At 63.1% G+C, this 18,605-nt stretch carries 17 protein-coding genes and 1 riboswitch; of the genes, 6 read left to right on the top strand and 11 right to left on the bottom strand.

Annotated features, from left to right (window positions below):
• Nucleotides 1-63: 63 nt before the first annotated feature.
• Nucleotides 64-504, bottom strand: a complete 441-nt coding sequence (locus ACFWAD_RS19785; protein ID WP_378447906.1) for a DoxX family protein — start codon at nucleotides 502-504, stop codon at nucleotides 64-66.
• A 139-nt stretch (nucleotides 505-643) separates the two neighbouring features.
• A riboswitch (TPP riboswitch) is annotated at nucleotides 644-737 on the top strand.
• Here ACFWAD_RS19785 and ACFWAD_RS19780 point away from each other — a divergent pair.
• Both ACFWAD_RS19780 and ACFWAD_RS19775 read left to right on the top strand, forming a co-directional pair.
• Nucleotides 728-1,519: a 3-oxoacyl-ACP reductase gene (locus ACFWAD_RS19780; protein WP_378546849.1), complete on the top strand. Its 792-nt coding sequence runs from the start codon at nucleotides 728-730 to the stop codon at nucleotides 1,517-1,519. (Overlaps the previous riboswitch by 10 nt.)
• On the top strand, nucleotides 1,519-2,799 hold the full coding sequence (locus tag ACFWAD_RS19775; RefSeq protein WP_378546846.1) for an LLM class flavin-dependent oxidoreductase: 1,281 nt from the start codon (nucleotides 1,519-1,521) through the stop codon (nucleotides 2,797-2,799). Before ACFWAD_RS19780 ends, ACFWAD_RS19775 begins: the two co-directional genes overlap by 1 nt.
• On the opposite strand, the gene dinB is transcribed toward ACFWAD_RS19775, so the two are convergent.
• Nucleotides 2,796-4,094, bottom strand: a complete 1,299-nt coding sequence (gene dinB, locus ACFWAD_RS19770) for a DNA polymerase IV (RefSeq protein WP_378546843.1) — start codon at nucleotides 4,092-4,094, stop codon at nucleotides 2,796-2,798. The genes ACFWAD_RS19775 and dinB overlap by 4 nt on opposite strands.
• Before the next feature lie 121 nt (nucleotides 4,095-4,215).
• Between dinB and ACFWAD_RS19765 the strand changes: the two genes are divergently transcribed.
• Nucleotides 4,216-4,677 (top strand): MarR family winged helix-turn-helix transcriptional regulator, encoded by a 462-nt coding sequence (locus ACFWAD_RS19765; protein WP_378546840.1) that lies wholly within the window; start codon nucleotides 4,216-4,218, stop codon nucleotides 4,675-4,677.
• Nucleotides 4,674-5,654, top strand: coding sequence for a zinc-binding alcohol dehydrogenase family protein (locus ACFWAD_RS19760; protein WP_378546837.1), 981 nt, complete (start codon nucleotides 4,674-4,676; stop codon nucleotides 5,652-5,654). The genes ACFWAD_RS19765 and ACFWAD_RS19760 overlap by 4 nt, the downstream gene beginning before the upstream one ends.
• Nucleotides 5,655-5,663: 9 nt before the next feature.
• On the opposite strand, the gene ACFWAD_RS19755 is transcribed toward ACFWAD_RS19760, so the two are convergent.
• Genes ACFWAD_RS19755 through kdpF form a run of 6 tightly spaced genes read right to left on the bottom strand, consistent with a single transcriptional unit; the run spans nucleotide 5,664 to nucleotide 13,431 of the window.
• On the bottom strand, nucleotides 5,664-6,344 hold the full coding sequence (locus tag ACFWAD_RS19755; RefSeq protein WP_003944545.1) for a response regulator: 681 nt from the start codon (nucleotides 6,342-6,344) through the stop codon (nucleotides 5,664-5,666).
• On the bottom strand, nucleotides 6,341-8,881 hold the full coding sequence (locus ACFWAD_RS19750; RefSeq protein WP_378546834.1) for a DUF4118 domain-containing protein: 2,541 nt from the start codon (nucleotides 8,879-8,881) through the stop codon (nucleotides 6,341-6,343). Before ACFWAD_RS19750 ends, ACFWAD_RS19755 begins: the two co-directional genes overlap by 4 nt.
• Nucleotides 8,882-8,888: 7 nt before the next feature.
• A complete protein-coding gene (locus tag ACFWAD_RS19745) occupies nucleotides 8,889-9,539 on the bottom strand; it encodes a potassium-transporting ATPase subunit C (protein WP_378546831.1) in 651 nt (216 codons plus the stop codon).
• Between the two features lie 6 nt (nucleotides 9,540-9,545).
• A complete protein-coding gene (kdpB, locus tag ACFWAD_RS19740) occupies nucleotides 9,546-11,651 on the bottom strand; it encodes a potassium-transporting ATPase subunit KdpB (protein ID WP_378546828.1) in 2,106 nt (701 codons plus the stop codon).
• The gene (gene kdpA / locus ACFWAD_RS19735) at nucleotides 11,648-13,333 is read right to left on the bottom strand and encodes a potassium-transporting ATPase subunit KdpA (protein ID WP_283304186.1); all 1,686 of its coding nucleotides are present in this window, start codon (nucleotides 13,331-13,333) and stop codon (nucleotides 11,648-11,650) included. The genes kdpB and kdpA overlap by 4 nt, the downstream gene beginning before the upstream one ends.
• The gene (kdpF, locus tag ACFWAD_RS19730) at nucleotides 13,333-13,431 is read right to left on the bottom strand and encodes a K(+)-transporting ATPase subunit F (protein ID WP_007731078.1); all 99 of its coding nucleotides are present in this window, start codon (nucleotides 13,429-13,431) and stop codon (nucleotides 13,333-13,335) included. The genes kdpA and kdpF overlap by 1 nt, the downstream gene beginning before the upstream one ends.
• Before the next feature lie 330 nt (nucleotides 13,432-13,761).
• Here kdpF and ACFWAD_RS19725 point away from each other — a divergent pair, with 330 nt between their 5' ends.
• Both ACFWAD_RS19725 and ACFWAD_RS19720 read left to right on the top strand, forming a co-directional pair.
• On the top strand, nucleotides 13,762-15,180 hold the full coding sequence (locus ACFWAD_RS19725) for an amidase (RefSeq protein WP_378546825.1): 1,419 nt from the start codon (nucleotides 13,762-13,764) through the stop codon (nucleotides 15,178-15,180).
• 4 nt (nucleotides 15,181-15,184) lie between these two features.
• Complete coding sequence (locus ACFWAD_RS19720; RefSeq protein WP_378546822.1) at nucleotides 15,185-15,739, top strand: TetR/AcrR family transcriptional regulator; 555 nt, start codon at nucleotides 15,185-15,187, stop codon at nucleotides 15,737-15,739.
• Nucleotides 15,740-15,788: 49 nt separating this feature from the next.
• Here the strand turns inward: ACFWAD_RS19720 and era are convergent, their stop codons facing one another.
• Genes era through ybeY form a run of 3 tightly spaced genes read right to left on the bottom strand, consistent with a single transcriptional unit; the run spans nucleotide 15,789 to nucleotide 18,599 of the window.
• Nucleotides 15,789-16,706, bottom strand: a complete 918-nt coding sequence (era, locus tag ACFWAD_RS19715; protein WP_230813895.1) for a GTPase Era — start codon at nucleotides 16,704-16,706, stop codon at nucleotides 15,789-15,791.
• 24 nt (nucleotides 16,707-16,730) lie between these two features.
• The gene (locus tag ACFWAD_RS19710) at nucleotides 16,731-18,035 is read right to left on the bottom strand and encodes a hemolysin family protein (protein ID WP_378447894.1); all 1,305 of its coding nucleotides are present in this window, start codon (nucleotides 18,033-18,035) and stop codon (nucleotides 16,731-16,733) included.
• Nucleotides 18,036-18,056: 21 nt separating this feature from the next.
• Nucleotides 18,057-18,599: an rRNA maturation RNase YbeY gene (ybeY, locus tag ACFWAD_RS19705; RefSeq protein WP_003944525.1), complete on the bottom strand. Its 543-nt coding sequence runs from the start codon at nucleotides 18,597-18,599 to the stop codon at nucleotides 18,057-18,059.
• Nucleotides 18,600-18,605: the final 6 nt, after the last annotated feature.

Here is an 18,605-nt window from a genome sequence, read left to right as displayed (position 1 = left end):
ACTTGAATGAGGTCAAACATAATGGGACACCGCGTCCCACGCAACCCCTTCGATGGCCTGATTTCAGGCCCGACGGAGTGGAATGATCTCGCGAACCTTCTCATCTCGGAGATACAGTCCAGCCCACATCACGATTCCGGCGTAGACGGCAAACAATGTGGTGCTCACCAGAGGCTGTTCAGCTCGTAGGTTGGTCAACACAGCGCCACCCAGGTAACCGGTGAGCAGAATCGCGCCGAGTACGGACGTTCGCGGAATCACGTACAGCGCAAGGCAGATCAACTGCACGACCCCGGCTGTCAGGGCAAGAGAGTCGGGCAGCCCCAGTTCGGCCGAGGCGTCCTTGACCGTCTGGAGATTGAGGATGTGGATGATGCCGTCGAACAGCATGAAAAGTACGAACAGACCACTCAGGACGTATCCGACCTTGCGCGCGGTCCCCGAAGGTGCCGTTCGTGTTGCATCACCGGAAAGGGTGTCGTGGTGGGCAGGCTGGGTAGTCATCGGAATCTCCCGGGGCGAAGGCGAGCGGCCGGTTGCCACTTCGCTTGCCAATAACGACTCCCCGGCGATCGAAAACTCATCGCGCCGGCAATTACCACGCACCCGGCGTTCAGGTGGGTTCACCTCTCGTGGTCTGATGGACGGCGACACGGGGTGCCGAAAAAGTCGGCTGAGATCAGACCCGATGAACCTGACCAGTTAGCACTGGCGGAGGGATGTCGACATGACCGAACAGCAATTTCAGCGCGCTCTCGAACTCAGCGAGCAGATCGTCCTGATCACCGGTGGTGCCCGCGGGCTCGGAGCCGCACTGAGCCGAGCATTCTCCCGCTCAGGCGCCCGGGTGATCGTGAACTACAACAAGAGCCGTGATGCCGCCGAGGCCCTGGTCGCCGAACTGGGCAGGGATCGCACCTTCGCAGTCCAGGCGGACGTGACGGACCGCAGCTCCGTCGATCAGTTGTTCGCCGCTGCACTCGAGCGATTCGAGGCACCGATCTCGACCGTGGTCGACAATGCACTTGTCGACTTCTCGTTCAACGGTGACGCCCGGCCGAACGCGGACACGATCACCTGGGCCGACTTCGACTCCCAACTACGCGGAGCTGTCGCCGGGACACTCAACACCACCCAGGCAGCACTCTCCGGCATGCGAGAACTCGGGTTCGGCCGAATCATCACTGTCGGAACCAATCTGGTCCAGAATCCGGTAGTTCCGTACCACGACTACACCGCCGCCAAAGCCGCACTGCTGGCACTGACGCGGACATTGTCCGCGGACCTCGGTCCGGACGGGATCACCGTCAACATGGTCTCCGGCGGCTTGCTCCGCACCACGGACGCGAGTGCCGCGACGCCAGAAGCGGTATTCGACATGATCGCGGCAAGCACTCCCCTGCGCCGGGTCACGACACCGGACGAATTCGCCGACGCCGCACTGTTCTTCGCCTCGCCCTGGTCGCGGGCCGTGACCGGCCAGAACCTGGTTGTCGACGGCGGACTCGTCAAGAACTGATGGGCGCACAATTACGGATAGGTGCGTTCCTGCTCGGGTGCGGACATCACAGTGCGGCATGGCGTCATCGCGACTCACCGGTCGAAAGTCTCGGCGACATCACGTATTACGAGTCGCTCGCCCAGATCGCCGAACGCGGAAAGCTGGACGCCGTCTTCTTCGCTGACGGTCACAGTGTTCGCGAACCCGAGTCGGGTGCGTCGTGGTTTCTCGAGCCGATCACCGCATTGACTGCCATGGCGCGGGCGACAACGAACATCGGTCTCGTCACCACCATTTCCACGACTTTCTACACGCCGTTTCACGCGGCGCGGCTGTTGGCATCACTCGACCACATCAGCGGCGGCCGGGCCGGCTGGAACGTCGTGACCTCGATGTTCGACCAGGAAGCGCGCAACCACGGACTGGAGGCGATGCCGGACCACGCGTCCAGATATGAACGAGCCGACGAATTTGTCGAAGTAGCCCTCGCACTGTGGGATTCATGGTCGGAAGACGCTCTGATCCTCGACCGCGGCGGGCGTTTCGCCGACGCCGGCGAGATTTCTCGAATCAATCACGACGGCAAGCATTTTCGGGTGGACGGCCCGTTGACGGTTCCGCGATCCCCGCAGGGTAGGCCGGTGTTGTTCCAGGCCGGGGCGTCCGAGCAGGGTCGCGATCTGGCGGCGCGGCGCGCCGAAGCAATCTATTCGGTTGCCTACGACCTCCCCAGCGCGCAGAAGTACTACGCGGACGTGAAATCGAGAATCGAACGCGCCGGCAGGGATTCCGCCGCCGTCGCGGTCATGCCGGGCCTGGTCACCTACGTCGGCAGCACGGTCGCCGAAGCGCGGGCGAAGAAGGCCGAATTGGACCGCCTTCTGCCCACTGAACAGTCGATACGCCAACTGTCGTTGTTCACCGGACAGAACTGCGAAAACTGGGATCTCGACGGTCCTGTCCCCCCACTACCGCCGCTCGAGGCATTCACCGGGCCGCAGGGACGCTACGCAACGATTCTGCGGATCGTCGAGAAGGATTCACCGACAGTGCGTGAGCTCCTCGGAACATTGGCTGCCGGTGGCGGACACGCAACAATGATCGGAACACCCGAATCCATCGCCGACGAAATGGAAGCCTGGTTGAACGGCCGCGGCGCCGACGGCTTCAATCTGATGCCACCGACCTATCCCCACGGTCTGGAAGATTTTGTCGATCACGTGATTCCGGCATTGCAGGCTCGTGGGTTGTTCCGTCGCGAGTACGACGGAGCAACTCTGCGAGAAAATCTCACCTAGTCCGGAAGCAACGGCACCGACAGATCCGGGTCGCGCCCCAGAAGGACTCCCCTCGTGAGGGCTGCGGAGCCGAACTTCTTCCGGACGCTATCCATCGCCGAGTCGAGGGCGGCAGTGTCCGGACCCGCGAATCCTGGACCGTCGAAGGGCAATTCGAGTTGTTCGGCGCCGTCCCGATCCAGGTTGGAGACTGCCACACCGATCAACGTGATGCCCTTGTCCGCGATCAGCGGTATCGCTTCGTCCAGCAGCACCATCGAGGCGTTCAGCAGTTCCGCTGTGTCGGCCGTGGACCGGCGCAGCGTGTGAGATCGAGTAGCCCGCGTGAAATCGGCGAAGCGGAGTCGGAGCGTGACCGTGCGCCCCGTCCGCTCCGCCGAGCGCATCCGTCGACTGACACGGTCGACCAGCGACATCAACGACGCATCGAGTTCTGTGCGGGGATGGGGTCCGCGACCGAGCGCATGCTGCGCGCCCATCGAACTACGGCCGCGATAGGCCCGGACCGGGCGCGGATCTCGGTTGTGCGAGAGCGCGTAGAGATGCCGGCCGGCGCCGCCCCCGAGAATCGACACTATCGAGGATTCGTCGTGCCGAGCAATGTCGCCCACCGTCACGATGTCGAAGTTTCGCAACTTCTGGGCGGTGATCTTGCCGACGCCCCACAGCTTCTCGACGGGCAACGGATGCAGGAATTCGGTTTCGCCCTCTGGTGGCACCCGCAGCAATCCGTCGGGTTTCGCGAACGCGCTCGCGACCTTTGCCAGGAACTTGGTGCGGGCGATGCCGACCGTGATCGGTAGTCCGACCTGCTCGGCGACGTCACGCCTGAGGTTCGCACCGATCTGCAATGGCGTGCCGACGATCCGGGCCAATCCCCCGACCTCGAGGAACGCTTCGTCGATCGAAATTCCCTCGACCAGCGGCGACGTGTCATGAAAGACGTCGAACACGTCTTTGCTCGCTTGCGAGTATGCGGACATTCGTGGAGGAACGACTATCGCCTGGGGACACAGGGAGCGGGCCTGACCACCGCTCATCGCAGTTCGAACCCCGAAGGCCTTGGCCTCGTAGCTTGCCACCAGGACCACGCCACCGCCCACGATGACAGGCCTACCCGCCAGAGTCGGGTCGTCGCGCTGCTCGACTGATGCGTAGAACGAATCGAGGTCCGCGTGCAGGATCGTTGCGTCACCCGGAGGCCGACTGCCGTCAGAACGAGTAGCGCCAGAACGAGTAGCGCCAGGGTGATCACCTGGCGTTTCTTGCTCGAACGGTTCGTGCGACACGAACATATGTTCCCATGCCCTGCCGACAAAGCGGAAGCCCGCAAATAGATTCCATGGAATTTATAGTGAATCAGGCGTACGGTGAAAAAATGATTCCACGGAATTCATATCGAATCGGGGTCTGGTTATGACGAGGTCGGACCTGAGCAGCCACTTCGACAACCTCGTCCGCTTCGAAACCGAATTGTGGACGGCCATCGACCAGAAACTCCGAACCGAGCACGACCTGCCGCTGAGCCGATTCGAGCCGATGCAGATCATCGGCAGACTCGGTTCCTGCCGGGTCTTCGACATCGCCGAAGCACTCGCGATCACCGTCGGCGGCACCAGCAAGTTGGTGGATCGGATCGAGTCCTCGGGCCACTGCCGTCGACAATCCAATCCCGCCGACAAACGATCCTCACTCATCGAGTTGACCCCCGAGGGCAATGCACTGTTGGGGCGGGCGAAGGCCACGTTCGACGACGAACTGGAACGCCGTCTCGGTTCCGCCCTGACACCCGAGGCTCTCGATCGGTTCGGCGCCGCACTGGCCACGCTCCGCGAGGTCAACCGTCGACTGACACCCGCCACGAAGGAGAAATCATGACTGCCACAATGCGGGCAATCGTGCTCGACGCCCCCGGTCCGCCAGAAGCGTTGACGATCAAGGAGATTCCGATACCGGTGCCGGTCACCGGGTGGGTGCTGATCCGGGTGAAGGCCTTCGGTCTCAATCGATCCGAACTCCACACCCGACTCGGCCTCGCCGACGGCGTGACATTCCCGCGGGTGCCTGGCATCGAGGCCGTCGGTGAAGTGGTGAACTGCCCCGGCGGGGAGTTGGCCGAAGGACAGCAGGTCGCCGCCATGATGGGCGGGATGGGGAGGACGTTCGACGGCGGATACGCCGAGTACACGTGCGTTCCCCTCAGTCAGGTCGTTCCCTTCTCGAGCGAACTGGACTGGTCGACAGTGGGAGCTGTTCCAGAGATGCTGCAGACGTCCTACGGCTCGCTAACGGTAGGACTGGACGCGAAATCCGGTCAATCCCTGTTGATCCGGGGAGGAACCTCCTCAGTCGGCATGGCAACCGCAGTCCTGGCGAAGCAGTGGGGACTCACTGTCCTTGCGACGACCCGAGATGCGAGCAAAGCATCGTCGTTGACCGCGATCGGGTTTGACAACGTTATCGTCGACCACGGTGCTGTAGCCGGCCAGGTTCGAGACATCCTTCCGGGCGGTGTTGATCTGGCCCTCGAATTGGTCGGAACACCAACACTTCCCGACACGTTGCGCGCGACCCGCGTTCACGGCACCGTGTGTTTCACGGGCATGCTGTCCAACGAGTGGACAGTCAAAGACTTTTATCCGATCGACTACATTCCACGCGGAGTGCGATTGACCTCGTACGGTGGGGACGCGTCCGACCTGACTGCAGACGTCCTGCAAGACTTCCTCTCCGCTGTGGCGTCAGGCGAGGCGGTGGTACCGATCGACGAGGTGTTCGCGTTCGAGGACATCGCGCGAGCACATGCCAAGATGGAAGCCGGTACGGCACGTGGCAAATTAGTAGTTGTGCTCTGACCTGGCTTCTCACACCACGAATCGATAACCCATCCCCGCCTCGGTGATCAGATGTTTGGGGTTGGCCGGGTCGTCTTCGAGTTTGCGACGAAGCTGAGCAAGGTAGACACGCAGATAGTGGGTTTCGGTGTCATACGCCGGTCCCCACACCTCCCGAAGCAATTCCTTCTGCCCGACCAGCTTTCCGCGGTTGCGCACAAGCATCTCGAGCATGCCCCACTCGGTCGGCGTCAGGTGCACCTGTTCACCGCGCCGACTCACTGTTTTGGCAGCCAAGTCCACAGTGAAGGACGCAGTCTCGACCGACGGTTCCGAAGTGTCCGCCGCGGAGGTTCCCCGCCTCGCCGCAGCGCGCACGCGGGCCAGAAACTCGTCCATCCCGAAGGGCTTGGTGACGTAGTCGTCAGCACCGGCGTCGAGCGCCTCCACCTTGTCCGCGGAGTCGGTGCGCGCCGAGAGCACGATGACCGGCGCCGTGCACCAGCCACGCAGGCCGGCAAGCACTTCGGTGCCGTCCATGTCCGGCAGTCCGAGATCGAGTACCACGACGTCCGGTGGACGCTCGGCAGCAGCCCGCAGTGCGCCGGCGCCGGTCGACGCGGTCACCACCTCATACCCGCGCACCGAAAGATTGATACGCAGAGCTCGCAGAATCTGCGGTTCGTCGTCCACCACCAGGATTCGACTCATGATCCATTCCCATTCGTACCGGCCGCAGCCAACTCCACGATCATCGTCAATCCCCCACCGGGTGTGTCTGTGGCGCTGACCGTTCCGCCCATTGCGTCGACGAATCCGCGCACCACGGAAAGCCCGAGGCCCACTCCGCCGGTGTTGTCGCGATCTCCCATCCGTTGGAACGGCTGGAACATCGTTTCGGCCTCACCTCGCGGAACACCCGGGCCCGTATCGGCAACACTGATCACCACACGATCACCGAGTTGCGCCGCCCCGACTCGCACCGGGGTTTCTCCCCCGTAGCGCAGAGCGTTGTCGACGATGTTCGCAATCACCCGTTCGAGCAGACCTTGATCTGCTTGCACTGCAACGGTACCCACGTCGACGACTACGCTTCGAGCCCGCGAATCGGAGCGTCCACCGATGCCCAGACCCAGCAATGCACGGTGAACCACCTCGTCCAGATACACCGGCCTCAGCGTGGGTTTCACCACGCCGGCAGCAAGGCGGGACGAGTCGAGCAAGTTCCCGACCAGTGCCGTCAACTGATCCGCCGACTCCTCGATGGTCGCGAGTAGTTCGGCGGTGTCCTCGGGCGAGAACTCGATGTCGTCGCTGCGCAGACTCGACACCGCCGCCTTCACTCCGGCGAGAGGCGTTCGCAGGTCATGGCTTACCGCTGACAGCAGGGCTCGACGCAGTTGATCGGCCTCGGTGAGCGCGGCAGCCTTGCTCGCCTCGACTGTCAGTTTCTCCTGGCGGATCATCCCGACTGCTTGGTGAGCCACCACCGTCAGCACCCGTCGATCCCGCGCACTCAGATCCGGCCCAGTCAGCAACAGCGCATATTCCCCGTCGTTGACCTCACAGACCGTATCGGCTTCGTCGTCCGTGGTTGGCGGCTGCGTACCCACGGCAGCGATGACTCCGTCGTCGTGATGAATGACGGAAACCCCTTGCTGGCGATAGATTTCGAGTGCCTTCGCCAGAAGTGTCGAGAGGTCGGCTCCGCGGAGAACTGATCCCGCGAACAGTGTGAGCAGTTCGGCTTCCTCGGAGGCGCGCTTCGCCTCTCGTGCGCGCTTTGCCGCTGCATCGACCAGAACGGCAACTGCCACAGCCACAATCAGCAGCACGACGGTGGTGATGAAGTTGTCCGGCTCGGCAATAGTGAAGCTGTACCGAGGATCGGTGAAGAAGTAATTGAGCAGCAGACCCGAAATCAGTGCCGACAATATCGCCGGGCCGACGCCGCCGAGGAGCGCAACCAGCACGACTACGACGAAGAACAATGCGTTCTCGCCGTTGACCCCGGAGATTCGGTCGACGAGCCCCATGATCGCGGCCGCGAGCGAAGGCACGACGATCGCCGCAATCCACGACAGGACACGACGCTCCGAGCGCCCCAACACCGAAATGCGTCGTCGCGCCGTCGCTTCCTCATGCGTGACCATGTGAACGTCGATACCACCGGACTGCTGAACCACCGCAGCACCGATCCCCTCGTCGAGAATGCGAGCCAGGCGGGAACGCCGCGACGTTCCCAGCACCAACTGTGTGGCGTTCTCCTCACGCGCGAACTCGAGGAGCGTCGACGGTACGTCGTCGCCGACGACGGTGTGGAGTGTGGCGCCGACCCCGACGGCCAATGCACGCACCTTGCCCATCTCCGGGGCCGAGACCCCGGTGAGTCCGTCACCGCGCACGACGTGGACCACCATCAGCTCGGCGCTCGACTTCGACGCGATTCGAGATGCGCGTCGTACCAGGGTTTCCGACTCCGGTCCCCCGGTCACGGCAACGACGACACGCTCGCGCGCTTCCCAGGTATCGGTGATCTTGTTCTCGGCCCGGTATTTCGCCAGTGCGGCGTCCACCTGATCGGCCACCCACAGCAGAGCCAGTTCGCGTAGCGCCGTGAGGTTTCCGCGTCTGAAGTAATTGCCCAGGGCCGCATCGACACGTTCCGGTGAATACACATTTCCGTGAGAAAGTCTGCGACGCAGCGCTTCCGGGGTGATGTCCACCAACTCGACCTGCGCCGCACTCCGTACTATCGCATCCGGAACCGTCTCCTGCTGCACAACGCCGGTGATGTGTGCGACAACGTCGTTGAGGCTTTCGAGGTGCTGGACGTTGACCGTGGACAGGACGTCGATCCCGGCTTCGAGCAGTTCCTGTACGTCCTGCCAGCGCTTGTGATTCTTGCTTCCCGGGGTGTTGGTGTGCGCCAACTCGTCCACCAGGACCAGGGCTGGACGCCGAGCCAACACGGCCTCGACGTCCAGTTCCGGCATCCGAGTTCCGCGATAGTCCACCAGCTTGGGCGGCACGATCTCGAGGTCCCCGATCTGCGCCGCAGTGCGGGCGCGGCCGTGTGTCTCCACGACGGCCGCGACCACGTCACAGCCCCGATCTCGACGCCGATGAGCTTCACCGAGCATCGCGAAGGTCTTTCCGACGCCGGGAGCAGCGCCGAGGTAGATACGCAATTCACCACGTTTGCGTGCCCTACCGAAAGATTGACCGACCTTCTCCGAAGAACTCACGTGACAATCATCCACCAGTCGTCGGCGTAGCACACGTAGGTGCCGTCAATCCGAGTGCCAGATTCAATTCGAGGACGTTGACTCGCTCGACCCCGAGAAATCCGAGTTGTCTGCCGTCGGTGTGCTCGGCCACCAGATCCCGCACCTTCTCTTCCGAGATGCCGTTGTTCGCCGCCACCCTCGCGACCTGCAATTCGGCGTACGCCGGACTGATGTGGGGATCGATACCCGATCCCGAACCGGTGACCGCGTCGACGGGAACCGATGCCGGGTCGACGCCCTCACGGGCCGCGATGGCGGCCCGACGTTCGATGACGAATCCGGCCAGAACTTCGCTGCTCGGCCCCTGGTTGGACGGCAATGCCGCAGCGGGATCACCGGTGGCAAAAGGATCCTCGTCCGATACCGATCCGACTACACGGTTGTGGAAGAACGGGTCCTGCTGCCCTTCGGCAACCTGTGGATCTACACCCACCCAGGTACTGCCGACCACGCAACCGGCGGCATCGGTGACCGGTGAGCCTTCGGCAGATCCGGAGCTGATCCGACTGACACCCCAGACCGCAGCGGGGTAGATCACACCGAGAACGACGGTGAGCGCGAGCAATACGAGCAGGCCCGCCCACACCTGTTTGGCAAAACCGATAGTGAAACGCATGTCAGGTCACCCAATTCCAGGAATCAAACGTACGACGAGATCGATCAGCCAGATACCGACGAACGGTGTGATCACGCCGCCGAGCCCGTAGACGAGCAGGTTGCGTCCGAGCAACTGCGACGCCGTCGACGGTCGGTATCGAACACCTTTGAGTGCCAACGGAATCAACCCGATGATTACCAGGGCGTTGAAAATCACGGCCGAGACGATCGCCGATTCGGGGGTGGCGAGCCGCATGATGTTCAACGCGTCCAGTTGCGGGTAGATGCCGCTGAACAATGCAGGCAGGATTGCGAAATACTTCGCGAGATCGTTCGCCAACGAGAAGGTGGTCAACGCGCCGCGGGTGATCAGCAGTTGCTTGCCGATCTCGACTACCTCGATCAGCTTGGTGGGGTCGGAATCGAGATCGACCATGTTTCCGGCCTCTTTGGCTGCCGAGGTTCCCGTGTTCATCGCGACGCCGACGTCCGCCTGGGCAAGGGCGGGAGCGTCATTGGTCCCGTCACCGGTCATCGCGACGAGGCGCCCGCCTTCCTGTTCCTTCCGAATCAGGGCCAGCTTGTCCTCCGGCGTGGCCTCCGCCATGAAGTCGTCGACGCCGGCCTGGTCGGCAATCGCCTTTGCGGTCAACGGATTGTCGCCGGTGATCATGATCGTGCGAATACCCATCGCCCGGAGTTCGGCGAACCTGTCGGCCATTCCCGGCTTGACGACATCCGACAATGCGATGACGCCGAGTATCGAGGTGCTTTCGCTGTGCTTGACGGCTACAACCAGCGGTGTACCGCCGGCTTGGGCGATGTCGTTCACGGTGTCGGTCACCGCGGTCTCTGCGTGTCCACCGCCGCTGACGACCCAGTTCATCACCGCATCTGCTGCGCCCTTTCGGATTTGGCGTCCGGAGTGGTCGAGTCCGCTCATCCGTGTTTGTGCCGTGAACGGAACGAACTCTGCGCGTTCCTCGTCCAGCGTGGGCTCGGCAGCGAGACCGAACTCCGCAGCGCACAACTCGACGATGCTCCGTCCCTCGGGAGTTCCGTCGGCCAGGCTCGACAAGCGTGCCGCCGCAGCCAGATCGTCGGCGGATACACCTGGCGCCGGATGGAGCGCGGTGGCCCGGCGGTTACCGAAGGTGATGGTTCCGGTCTTGTCCATCAACAGGGTGTCGATGTCGCCCGCAGCTTCCACCGCGCGCCCCGACATCGCGAGAACGTTGCGCTGGACGAGGCGGTCCATCCCTGCGATACCGATCGCCGAGAGCAGCGCGCCGATGGTCGTCGGGATCAGGCAGACGAGAAGTGCGATCAGCTTGATCGGATCCTGTTCGTGCCCTGCGTACAAGCCCATCGGGCCGATGGCTACGACGGCGAGGAGGAAGATGACAGTCAACGACGCAAGCAGGATGTTGAGCGCAATCTCGTTGGGTGTCTTCTGTCGCGAGGCACCCTCGACGAGCGCGATCATCCGGTCCACGAACGAACTACCCGGTGCCGCGGTGATTTCCACGACGATGCGATCGGAGAGAACCGTCGTACCACCGGTGACAGCGCAGCGGTCGCCACCGGATTCACGGACTACCGGCGCGGATTCACCGGTGATCGCCGATTCGTCTACGGACGCAATACCTTCGACCACGTCGCCGTCGCCGGGGATGACCTCACCGGCAACCACTATCACCCGATCGCCGACCACCAGTTCGGTGCCCGACACCGATTCGATCGCACCGCTCATCGTGATCCGATGTGCTGTGGTGTCCTGCTTCACCTTTCGCAGGCTCGCCGCCTGCGCCTTGCCTCGCCCTTCGGCCACGGATTCGGCGAGGTTCGCGAAGATCACCGTGAACCAGAGCCACAGGGTGATCACCCAGGAGAACACCGAGGGATCGGCGATCGCCATGACGGTGGTGATGACGGAACCGACGAACACCACGAACATGACCGGGTTGCGGGCGAGGTGGCGTGGGTCGAGTTTGCGCACGGCCCCCGGCAACGCGGTGATCATCTGCCGCGGGTTGAAAACGCCTGCGTTTACTTGACGGGACTGCCCTGGATCAACCTTGTCGGCAGCGTCTTGCGCCACCACGGGTTTCTCACTGATACGCACGGTCATTGAAGAGCCTCCGCTAGCGGGCCCAGCGCGAGGGCCGGGAAGAATGTAAGTGCAGCAACAAGAACGACGGTGCCGGTCAACAAACCGGTGAACATCGGTCCGGATGTCGGGAGGGTGCCGGCCGTCGGCGCCACCTTCTTCTGCGAGGCCAGCGCACCGGCCAAAGCGAGAACGAAGATGATCGGCAGGAATCGGCCCAGGAGCATGCAGATTCCGAGAGACGACTGGAACCAGTCGCTGGTGACCGTCAGACCGCCGAACGCGCTGCCGTTGTTGTTCGAGGCGGAAGCGAAGGCGTAGAGCACCTCGCTGAACCCGTGGATCGATCCCGGCGTGCCCGGATCTCCCCCATTGCCTTGATAACCGGTGGTCGAACCGAGGATGACTGTGATGGCGGTACCGATCAAGACCAGCGCGGGCATGACCAGGATCGACAGCGCCGCCAGAGTGATCTCACGGCGGCCCAACTTCTTGCCGAGGTATTCGGGGGTGCGACCGACCAACAATCCGCCGACGAACACTGCGATCAGTGCCAGCACAAGAATCCCGTAGAGGCCGGTTCCCACTCCGCCCGGAGCGATTTCGCCGAGCAACATGTTGAGCAGGACCGCTCCGCCGCCGAGGGGCGACATGCTGTCGTGGGCCGAGTTCACCGCACCCGTCGACGTTCCCGTTGTCGCCACCGCGAACAATGCCGATCCGGGGATTCCGAAGCGAACTTCCTTGCCTTCCATCATCGAACCGGCCGCAGTGGCAGCGACACCGCGGGCACCGGATTCGGCCGCCAGCGTCACCGCGAGCAGTCCGCTCCACAGGATTCCCATCACTGCCAGCAGGGTGAGGCCTTGCCGACGGTCACCGACCAGGGTTCCGAATGTCCGGGTGAGGCAAACCGGGATCAGCAGTATCGCCAGGATCTCGACGATATTGCTCACCGGGGTGGGATTCTCGAACGGGTGCGCCGAGTTGGCAGCCAAGATCCCGCCACCGTTGGTGCCGAGTTCCTTGATCGCTTCCTGGGACGCGACGGGAGCAAGTGCATTGGTCACCGCATTGCCGTCGAGGCCGGTGGAGGCGAAACCGCTGTGGAAGGACTGGATCACTCCCTGGCTCAACAGGATCAGCGCGATCACGAAGGAGAAGGGCAGGAGGATGCGCAGAGAACCACGCGTCAGATCGACCCAGAAGTTGCCGATCTCACCGCCTCTGGCCACACGGATGAAGCCACGCACCAACGCGATTGCCACTGCCATGCCCACTGCAGCCGAGACGAAGTTCTGCACCGCCAGACCGACGGGCTGAACGAAGTTGCTCATCGTGGTTTCCGGCGTGTACGACTGCCAGTTCGTGTTCGCCACAAAGGAAATCGCGGTGTTGAAGGCAACGGCGGGGCTGACACCTGACAGTCCGTCGTTCAGCGGCAGCACACCCTGGATCCGTTGGAGGAAGTACAAGAACAAGGCGCTCGCCAGCGAGAATCCGAGAACGCTTGCGGCGTAGCCGTACCACGTCTGCTCGGCGCGAGAGTCGATCCGGCCGACGCGGTAGATCACACTCTCGACGCGCAGGTCTCGCGTCGACGAGTAGACACGCGCCATGTAGTCACCCACCGGAACGTAGGCGATGGCCAGAACGACGAGGACAAAAGCGATCTGCAGGCCGGCTGCAAGAGCGGGCGACATCAGAACCTCTCAGGATCTACGAGTGCAACAAGCAGATAAATGACCAATGCCGCGGCGACGGCGATCAGAACCACGCTGACCACGCCGGCAACCGTCATTTGGGAGCGCTCGCCTGTAGGGCGCGCAGCACGAGCGCGCACACGAGAAAACCGCCGAGAATCAGAGCAACGTAGGCCAGATCGGCCATGAGCTTCCCTCTTCGAAATCTTTTGCCGTGCTGCTGTGCATCGCAGCCATGACGCTCGGTCGCCTCGACCGGGTGCGCTCTCTCAGCTTCGACCTCGATTCGGGCGAATACCGCCTCTCTGACGATCCACTTACGCACCGACCTGGCGTCTTGACGCGATCTTGACGCGGAACCGAACGTGCCTAATACTGAAACAAGTTACTGTTCGTTCGAACGAACAGTTTTTTGCGAAGGGAAACCGATGACTTCTCGAACCGACCACGATCTCGCCCCCGGTCTCGTCGACCAGGTTGCGAGTCTGGCTTCGGGCGTCACCTCGTCCGTCGCGGCGACCGAGGCAACGCTGGACCGGATCGACGCAACTCAGCCTCATCTCAATGCGTTCAAGATCGTCCGGCGAGAGAAGGCACTCGAGGAAGCCGCCGAGGCCGACAGACGTCTCGCGCTCGGTGAGCGCCTACCGCTACTCGGTGTGCCGATCGCAGTGAAGGACGATGTCGACATCACCGGCGAACCCACCGCCTTCGGTTGCCCTGGCGATTTCCCGGCCAAGACCGAAGACTCGGAGATGATTCGACGCCTCCGAGACGCCGGCGCAGTGATCGTAGGCAAGACCAACAGCCCTGAACTGGGCCAGTGGCCGCTCACGAGCGGCTCCGCCTTCGGTTACACACGCAATCCGTGGTCGCGTCACCACACCCCCGGAGGATCGTCGGGCGGCACCGCCGCGGCTGTCGCGGCCGGATTGGTCAGCGCCGGAATAGGTTCCGACGGCGCCGGTTCCATCCGGATACCCGCGGCCTGGACCAACCTCGTCGGAATCAAGCCGCAGCGCGGGCGCATCTCCACCTGGCCCGACGCCGAAGCTTTCTACGGCCTCACGGTCAACGGCCCGCTCGCCCGCACCGTCGCTGACGCCGCACTGTTGCTCGACGTCGCTGCGGGCAACCACGATGGCGATCTCCACAAGCCGACACCGGTGACGGTCAGCGACGCGGTGGGACGCGACCCCGGAAAGCTGAAAATCGCTCTTTCCCTGCGTAATCCGTTCACCGCCACTCCCGTGAAGCTGGATCCGGAAGTGCGCCTGGCCGTGCATTCGATCGCCGACACTCTGCGGGAACTCGGACATCACGTCGTCGTCGACGATCCCGCGTACGGCCTGATCTTCGGCCTGAACTTTCTGCCCCGCTCACTCGTCGGAGTTCACGACTGGCTCGGACGCGTTCCCGACCCGACACTGGTCGATGCCCGAACACGCGGAAATGCCCAGAACGGCAAGCTACTTCGCGGCGCACCTCTGCGCGCAGCCCGCGCAGCCGAGCCGCGGATGCGAAAGCGGATCGGAGCGATCTTCGACACCTACGACGTCGTCCTGGCACCCACGACGGCAACTCCACCGATCATGGCGACCGCCATCGACGGCATCGGTGGTTGGGACACCGACAAGGTCATGACCGGCGCCTGCCCGTACGCGTGGCCGTGGAACGTCCTCGGCTGGCCCTCGGTCAACGTGCCGGCCGGATTCAGCAAGGCCGGCCTTCCCATCGGTGCGCAGTTGATGGGCAACGAGAACACCGAACCGCTGTTGGTCTCGCTTGCCTCACAATTGGAATCGGTCCTGCGTTGGGATCAGGTCCGCCCCGAGCCGTGGTGGTGAATCGATGAGTAACCGCGACGTTCGCGAGCGAATACTCGATGCCGTTCTGCACGTCGTCGGTACCGACGGCATCCCCGGCGTGAGCAACCGGCGCATCGCAGCGCAGGCGGGCGTCTCACTCGGATCGATCACGTATCACTTCGCGAGCCAGTCGGACATGCTTCGGGCTGCGCTGTCTCGTTTCGTGACAGACGAGACGACGCGCCTGCGAGCCTTGGCCGAGGAGTACCGCGACAAAGGTCTGAGCGTCGAGGACGCCGCGGCGATTGCCGAGAAGGTGACGCGAGACCTGTCGTTCTCCGCCGAGCGGATCGCGCCGTTCGAGATGTACATCGCCGCCGGCCGAGACCACGAGCTACATCAGGTGGCGGTCGAATGCTTTGCCGCATACGACGATCTGACCGTCACGATCTTGACGGCACTCGGCATACCGGATCCGGAGTCGATTGCATCCACTCTCGTCGCCGTCATCACCGGTCTGCAGCTCCGACGCCTGGCCACCGGCGTCGACGAGCAGGACATCGGCGCGGCGATCCTCAGGGTCCTTCGGCCCCTGTGAGCGGTTAAGCAGTCCCTAGACTCCTTAACCGCTCACGGGGCCGGAGGCCCTAGAAGCCCAGTCGGCCGAGCTGTTTCGGGTCGCGCTGCCAATCCTTGGCTACCTTGACGTGCAACTCCAGGAAGATCCGCACACCGAGCAGCTTCTCGATCTGCAGGCGCGCACTGGTACCGACTTCCCGCAGCCGCGCGCCGCCCTTACCGATGACGATGCCCTTCTGACTGGGCCGCTCGACGTAGAGCAACGCATGGACGTCGAGCATCTCGCCCTGCTTCTCGGTGCGACCCTCACGCGGGATGACCTCCTCGATCACCACGGCCAAGGAGTGCGGCAATTCTTCACCGAGGCCCTCGAGCGCAGCCTCACGAATGAGTTCGGCCATGAGCACCTCTTCGGGCTCGTCCGTCAGTTCCCCGTCCGGGTAGAAGGCCGGGCCCTCGTCCATCAGACCGGCAAGGACGTCGACCAGGATCTCGACCTGCTCGCCCGACTGCGCGGACACCGGGACAACCTCGGATTCGGGGCCGAGCAGGGTGGACAGCGCGAGCAACTGCTTGCCGACGGCGTCGCGGCTGACCTTGTCGATCTTGGTCACGATGCCGACCAGCTTGGTCTTGGGCGCCATCTGACGGACCTGCTGCACGATCCAGCGGTCGCCGGGCCCGATGGCCTCGTCAGCCGGGATGCACAGGCAGATGACGTCGACCTCGGAGTAGGTGTCACGAACCAGGTCGTTGAGACGCTGCCCGAGCAAGGTGCGGGGCTTGTGCAGTCCCGGGGTGTCCACCAGGATCAGCTGCGCATGCTCGCGGTGAACGATGCCGCGAATCGTGTGGCGCGTCGTCTGCGGGCGCGAGGACGTGATTGCGATCTTGCTGCCGACCAACGCGTTGGTCAGCGTGGACTTACCCGTATTGGGTCGACCCACGAAACACACGAAGCCTGACCGGAATTCGTTGTTGCTCATAACTGCTCCTCGCTGAACACTCGCTCAGTCATCGGTGTCTTCTGTCTCTTCGTCTTCGGACCGCGGGATGCGCTGCACGAACACCGTGCTGATGCGTACCCGTCCCCGGCCCGTATTGGTTCCCTCGCCGCGCAGGATCAAACCGTCGTACTCCACTTCGGAACCGGGAAGTGGAACACGGCCGAGTACGTATCCGATCAGCCCGCCGACGGTTTCGACCTCGTCGAGTTCGAGTTCGAGATCGAACAATTCGCCGAGGTCTTCGATCGGGAGCCTTGCGGATACGCGGAACATTCCGTCACCGAGATCCTCGATCGGCGGCGTCTCGTCCTCGTCGTATTCGTCGGCGATCTCACCGACGATTTCCTCGATGACGTCCTCGATCGTGACCAGCCCGGCGATTCCGCCGTACTCGTCGACGAGGATCGCCATGTGGTTACGGTCGCGCTGCATCTCGGCCAGCAAGCTGTCGAGCGGCTTCGAGTCGGGAACGAACACTGCGGGCCGCATGACGTCGCAGACGTTGACGTTTCGTCCGCCGTCAGGCAGGTGGTAGGTCTGCTTGACCAGGTCCTTGAGATAGACGACTCCGAGCACGTCGTCGACGTTCTCCCCGATGACCGGCAAGCGCGAGTGACCACTCCGAACCGCCAACGACGTTGCCTGCCCGGCATTCTTGTCGTTCTCGATCCACACCATGTCGGTGCGGGGCACCATCACCTCGCGCGCCGACGTGTCTCCGAGCTCGAAGACGGACTGGATCATTCGGCGTTCTTCGTCGGCCACGACGCCGCGTTCCTGCGCCATGTCCACGAGTTCGCGCAGCTCGATTTCCGAAGCGAACGGACCGTTGCGGAAGCCTTTACCCGGGGTCAAGGCGTTACCGACGAGGATCAGGACGCGACTGATCGGCCCGAGCAGAACCCCGATCCAGAGCAGTGGCAGAGACGCTGCCATCGCGATCGAGTACGCATGTTGGCGCCCAAGCGTTCTCGGTCCGACGCCGATGACCACGTACGAGACGAGAACCATGATCACCGCGGTGACGGTCAGCGCCCAGCCCAACGAGAGGACGTCGATCAGGCCGCCCACGAGTACGACGGTGGCCGTGATCTCGCACAAAATGCGAAGCAGGACCATCAGATTCACGTATCGCGGACGATCGGTCAGGATGCGTTGCACTCGCGCGGCACCGGCTCGCTCTTCCTTTGCCATCTCGTCGATGCGCGCCGACGAAATGGTGTTGAGCGCCGAGTCGACGGCCGCGAAGACACCACCGACCGGGACAAGAGCAATCGCCAGAACAAAGAGCGCTATGGCGCTACTCACTACAGAACCCCCGGATAACTGTTATCGGTCCACTCCGTCGACGAAACCCGTCTTACCTAGCAGCTTCTGATCACGTTCGGCCAGTGCTGCTTCGCGGTCGATACGGCGAAGGTCTTCGTACCACTCTTCGAGGAGGCTGTTCTGCAAGCCGAACATCTCCTTCTCCTCTTCCGGCTCCGCGTGGTCGTAGCCGAGGAGGTGCAACACACCGTGAACGGTGAGGAGTGCCAGTTCGTGAGCCAGTGAATGCCCGGCCTTGTCGGCCTGATCCGCAGCAAAAGACGGACACAACACGATGTCGCCGAGCATCGACGGCCCCGGCTCGGGGGAATCGGGTCGGCCACCGGGCTCGAGTTCGTCCATCGGGAACGACATGACGTCGGTCGGACCCGGCAGGTCCATCCAGCGAACGTGCAGATCCGCCATCGTCGCGGAGTCGACGAGAACCATCGACAGCTCGGCCGCCGGATGGACATCCATCCGAGCGATCACGAAACGGGCAACGCTGATCAACTCCGGTTCGGAGATGTCCATGCCCGATTCGTTCGAGACCTCGATGCTCATGTGCGA

Origin of the sequence: Rhodococcus sp. NPDC059969, from assembly GCF_042738325.1 — a bacterium.
In the GTDB taxonomy this organism is placed as follows: domain Bacteria; phylum Actinomycetota; class Actinomycetes; order Mycobacteriales; family Mycobacteriaceae; genus Rhodococcus_F.
The sequence above is the reverse complement of the archived record's forward strand: the minus strand, read 5'-3'. Positions and strand labels throughout refer to the sequence as shown.

Coding starts and splice junctions, on each gene's coding strand:
- ACFWAD_RS19785 (WP_378447906.1), bottom strand. CDS start 504: ATGACTACCCAGCCTGCCCACCACGACACCCTTTCCGGTGATGCAACA.
- ACFWAD_RS19765 (WP_378546840.1), top strand. CDS start 4,216: ATGACGAGGTCGGACCTGAGCAGCCACTTCGACAACCTCGTCCGCTTC.
- kdpF (WP_007731078.1), bottom strand. CDS start 13,431: ATGACGGTTGCCGGCGTGGTCAGCGTGGTTCTGATCGCCGTCGCCGCG.
- ACFWAD_RS19745 (WP_378546831.1), bottom strand. CDS start 9,539: ATGCGTTTCACTATCGGTTTTGCCAAACAGGTGTGGGCGGGCCTGCTC.
- ACFWAD_RS19755 (WP_003944545.1), bottom strand. CDS start 6,344: ATGAGTCGAATCCTGGTGGTGGACGACGAACCGCAGATTCTGCGAGCT.
- ACFWAD_RS19775 (WP_378546846.1), top strand. CDS start 1,519: ATGGGCGCACAATTACGGATAGGTGCGTTCCTGCTCGGGTGCGGACAT.
- ACFWAD_RS19780 (WP_378546849.1), top strand. CDS start 728: ATGACCGAACAGCAATTTCAGCGCGCTCTCGAACTCAGCGAGCAGATC.
- kdpA (WP_283304186.1), bottom strand. CDS start 13,333: ATGTCGCCCGCTCTTGCAGCCGGCCTGCAGATCGCTTTTGTCCTCGTC.
- ybeY (WP_003944525.1), bottom strand. CDS start 18,599: ATGAGCATCGAGGTCTCGAACGAATCGGGCATGGACATCTCCGAACCG.
- ACFWAD_RS19725 (WP_378546825.1), top strand. CDS start 13,762: ATGACTTCTCGAACCGACCACGATCTCGCCCCCGGTCTCGTCGACCAG.
- kdpB (WP_378546828.1), bottom strand. CDS start 11,651: ATGACCGTGCGTATCAGTGAGAAACCCGTGGTGGCGCAAGACGCTGCC.
- ACFWAD_RS19720 (WP_378546822.1), top strand. CDS start 15,185: ATGAGTAACCGCGACGTTCGCGAGCGAATACTCGATGCCGTTCTGCAC.
- era (WP_230813895.1), bottom strand. CDS start 16,706: ATGAGCAACAACGAATTCCGGTCAGGCTTCGTGTGTTTCGTGGGTCGA.
- dinB (WP_378546843.1), bottom strand. CDS start 4,094: ATGTTCGTGTCGCACGAACCGTTCGAGCAAGAAACGCCAGGTGATCAC.
- ACFWAD_RS19760 (WP_378546837.1), top strand. CDS start 4,674: ATGACTGCCACAATGCGGGCAATCGTGCTCGACGCCCCCGGTCCGCCA.